This is a genomic window from Collinsella sp. AF19-1LB, from assembly GCF_003459655.1.
Lineage (GTDB): Bacteria > Actinomycetota > Coriobacteriia > Coriobacteriales > Coriobacteriaceae > Collinsella.
Map to the genome: position 1 here is coordinate 1 of NZ_QRWO01000054.1, position 4,032 is coordinate 4,032.

General features: G+C 54.7%; 1 protein-coding gene and 1 pseudogene. Both read left to right on the forward strand.

Translation table 11 applies throughout. From position 1 onward, the window contains the following. Window positions 1-313, forward strand: a pseudogene (locus DWX39_RS11065) (hypothetical protein); the annotation flags it as partial. Window positions 314-790: 477 nt separating this feature from the next. Next, window positions 791-4,032: N-6 DNA methylase (locus DWX39_RS10590; RefSeq protein ID WP_117759910.1), on the forward strand; the 3,242-nt coding region annotated here is incomplete at its 3' end.

Sequence of the window (4,032 nt, forward strand, 5' to 3'; positions counted from 1 at the left end):
TGCGGCCTGGCGCGAGAGCCTCGGACGATACGAGCGCTTTGTGTGCGAGCGCAGCAGTGGCCGCGTGCTGTTGCTGGAGCTCGGCGTAGGCGAGATGACCCCCGGCATCATCACGCTCCCGTTCTGGAGCATGACCGCGAAGCTGCCGGATGCGCACCTTTTGAGCGTAAACATCTCGGGCGACTCGGCGCCGCTGCAGCTCGGGAGCAGGGCGGAGGCGATTCTGGCCGATTTGAGCATGCTGCTCTCGGCGGCGCGAACGGGCGACGAGCAGCGCAGTTCATCGCGCCGTGTTTCATGCGTGGACGCTTAAATAAAAATACCCCTGATTCCAAGTGGAAATCGGGGGTATCTCATCGGGTGGCTTTCAAGCAGTTTGCAAAACTGCAGGTCGCAGGCCTTCATTGCTAGTAGGAGAAATGAGTAGTCTCGGGTGGCTTGCCCATGAGTTGGCGAATAAGTTGGAGCTTCGCCATTGGCCCAATCACTTCGCGCGCTCGATAAACTTGTTTAGTAAAAGGCGGATCGGTCACCGATGGACGCACGACGAGAAACACGCACCTCCAGTGGTTCAAGCACGGCGCGCGTGAGGATCTCTGCAAGCAACCACCTGGTACGCTACCGTTGCCAGCGTGGCTTAGCGGACTGGCGAATCCCGCCCCGTGCGCGTCATCATCCAATCAAATGCCCTGGCAAGCAGCAGCACCGCCAATCACACTACGTTCTTACGGTGCCCTCTGCGATAATATTAGCGAATTGTGTTTTCACCTCGCAGCTACGGAGACATTAGATGATTACGCTGGACAATCTTCGCGACGCACTTAGGGCTCTGTGCTACGAGCCGTCGGGCGACGGCACCGTTTATCAGAAATCCTGGGAAGAGACCAGCGCACAAATCACGGTCGATTTTTCCAAGAAACGCATCGGCTACCCGAAAGACCTGGGGTTCAAGGTCAACAAAGACACAACTTGTAACTTCTCCGATAACGAGAACTTCGTCGTACTCGCCTGCGTAACCATGCTCCTCGACAAAGGATATCGCCCCGAATCACTCGAGCTGGAGCGCGAATGGGCCCTTGGGCACGAACAAAAGAGCGGCCGCGCTGATATCTGCATTAATGACGAGAGGGGCGACACACTCGCAATCGTCGAATGCAAGACCCCTGGAACCGAGTTCAAAAACGAATTCAAGAACATGCAGTCAGACGGAGGGCAACTCCTCTCCTATTGGCAACAAGAGCGCGCGACTCGCTGGTTGGTACTCTTTGCATGCGATTTCATCAACAACGAAATTGTGCCAGACCAGGTTTCAATTAACTGCAGCGATGACGAGAACTTCATCGCGCTCGCCAAACGCGATGACACCATTGCGCTCTACCGCGACGCCCATACAGTGGAACAGCTCCATCAAGTTTGGACGGAAACGTACAACCAACAAGTCGAGGGAAACATCCTCTTTGGCGATAGGTCGACGGCATACCACCCGATGGTTCCTCCCCTTCTCAAGAAGGACCTTGTCGACTTCAGGGCCGAAGACAGCATCGTCAACCGCTTCGAGGAAATCCTCCGCCACAACAACGTCTCCGATAAAGAGAACGCCTTCAATCGCCTTATTGCGCTCTTTATCGCGAAGCTCCAAGACGAGCTCTCGAAAATGCCAACCCAGGAGATTGAGTTCCAATACCGCCAAGGACGCGACACCTACGAAACGCTCCAGGACAGACTCCAGAGACTCCACTCAGACGGCATGAGAAAGCTCATGCGGGAAGAGGTCCTGTACGTTCCCAACAACTACGCCGAAAACCTCATAAGCAACTATACGGGCCAGCACCGCAAGAAGCTCATCGAGGAGCTGAACGGCACGCTGCGCAAGCTCAAGTTCTATACCAACAATGACTTTGCGTTCAAAGACGTCCACAACGAGGAACTCTTTCTTCAGAACGGCAAGGTACTCGTAGAGACGGTGCAACTTCTACAGCCGTATCGCATCGTAGGAACTCAAGACATTCAATTCTTGGGCGACCTCTTCGAACAGCTCCTTAATCAGGGCTTTAAGCAAAACGAGGGCCAATTCTTCACACCTGTGCCCATCACCCGTTTTATTTGGAAGTCACTCCCACTCGACAGCATCGTGCAGGACGAGGCTGGTGCCGTACACTATCCACGCGTTATCGATTACGCCTGTGGCGCGGGGCACTTTCTCACAGAAGGATTCGAAGAAATCTCCGACGCCGCATGCCAATATGATCCGACCATAGAGGATGACCTCGGAGACGCCGACTGGGTCAGAGACAATCTCGTCGGCATCGAGAAGGACTATCGACTCGCTCGCGTTTCCAAGGTCTCGTTCTACATGCATGGCGCAGGACAGAGCAACGTGGTCTTCGGCGACGGACTTGAAAATTATCCCGACAAGGGAATCGACAGCCGAACCGACAGGGGACGCTTCGACATTCTTGTCGCCAATCCCCCGTACTCTGTAGCGGCCTTCAAACCGCATCTCAAGCTTCACAACAACGAACTCAAAGTGCTGGAAACCATCAGCGATAGCGGCTCGGAAATCGAGACCCTCTTTGTCGAGCGTGCGGCACAGCTTGTTCGGCCCGGAGGCTACGCCGCCATCGTCCTCCCCACCTCGATCCTCGACAAGAGCACGAGCTCGAGTTTCATGGCCGCACGCGATGTGCTTTTGAGCTCCTTCGAGATCGTCTCCATCGCCAGGTTTGGATCAGGCACATTCGCGGCCACAGGAACAAACGTCGCAATTATGTTCCTACGTCGCTTTGACGAGATCCCGCCCCGCAATGCGAACGCACTTGATTTCGTTGACGCTGTTTTTGAGCGCAGGAAGCTCACTGGCTGGAGAGACGAAAGCGCTTTCAACGCTTATCTCGGCACAATTAATGTAGACGGAGATACTTACCGGGCTTTTCTCGCAGGAGAGGCTAATTGGAACGAATGGGCAAACACTCGCCACTTCAGCGTTTATTGCCATCTTTTCGAATCATCGAAGGAGCTCAAGGCCCTTCGGAAGAGCAAGACTTGGAAGGCGGCCGACAAGAACTCACGGCTCAAAGCAGAGAGCGAGCTGTTCTATCGCCATGCGCACAAGGAAGAGCGCAAACGCCTGCGCGTTTGGGGTCTCGTCTGCGGCGAACAGACGCTCATCATCAACTCACCTAACACGACCAAGGAAATCGCCTCTTTCCTTGGCTACAAATGGAGCAATCGCAAAGGCAACGAGGGGATACAGCCCATCGATGGTGAGGGTGTGCTCTATTCGGACGACGAATCGGACGACACGAACTCGCTAAGCGGCATCATCAGAGCATGGTTCTCCGGCGAGCAGGTTGAGCCCGGCGACCTTGCCCAGTACTACTACTATGCCAAGACCGCCGATTTCATCGACTTTGATGCCGAGAAGTTCGACGAGACTCTTACGATTCCCCGCTCTTTCTACAAGCCCCGCTCGTTCGCCCAGGGCACCGTAGTCAAGACGCTTGGAGACATCACATCCTACATTACCAACAGCGTGGCCCAGAGTTCCATCATCACCGACACTTACGTAACAACGGAGAACATGGTCAAGGACCGTGGCGGCATAACCGCCTATGGCGGAGAGCTTCCGGCAAGTGATGGCACCGCATACAAGAAGGGAGACACGCTCGTCTCCAATATTCGCCCCTATCTGCAGAAGATTTGGCTCGCAGACCGCGATGGGGCGTGCTCCAAGGATGTTTTGGTATTCCGAAGCATAAATACCGACAGCCTATTGCCCGAGTTTCTCCATCTGCTCCTGTGGCAGAAGGACTTCTTCGACTACGATATGTCCACCTTCACGGGAACCGGCAGGCCTCGCGGAGACAAGGATGAGCTGCTCAAATACCCCATCCCAGTCCCGACGCTCTCCGAGCAGAGAGCCCTCATCGACGATTTCAATCGCTTAACAGATGAAATCAATAGCAAACGACAGCAAATCGCCGCTCTCAAGGAGAGCGTCAAATCACGGTTTGTAGAGATATTCGCATCCTT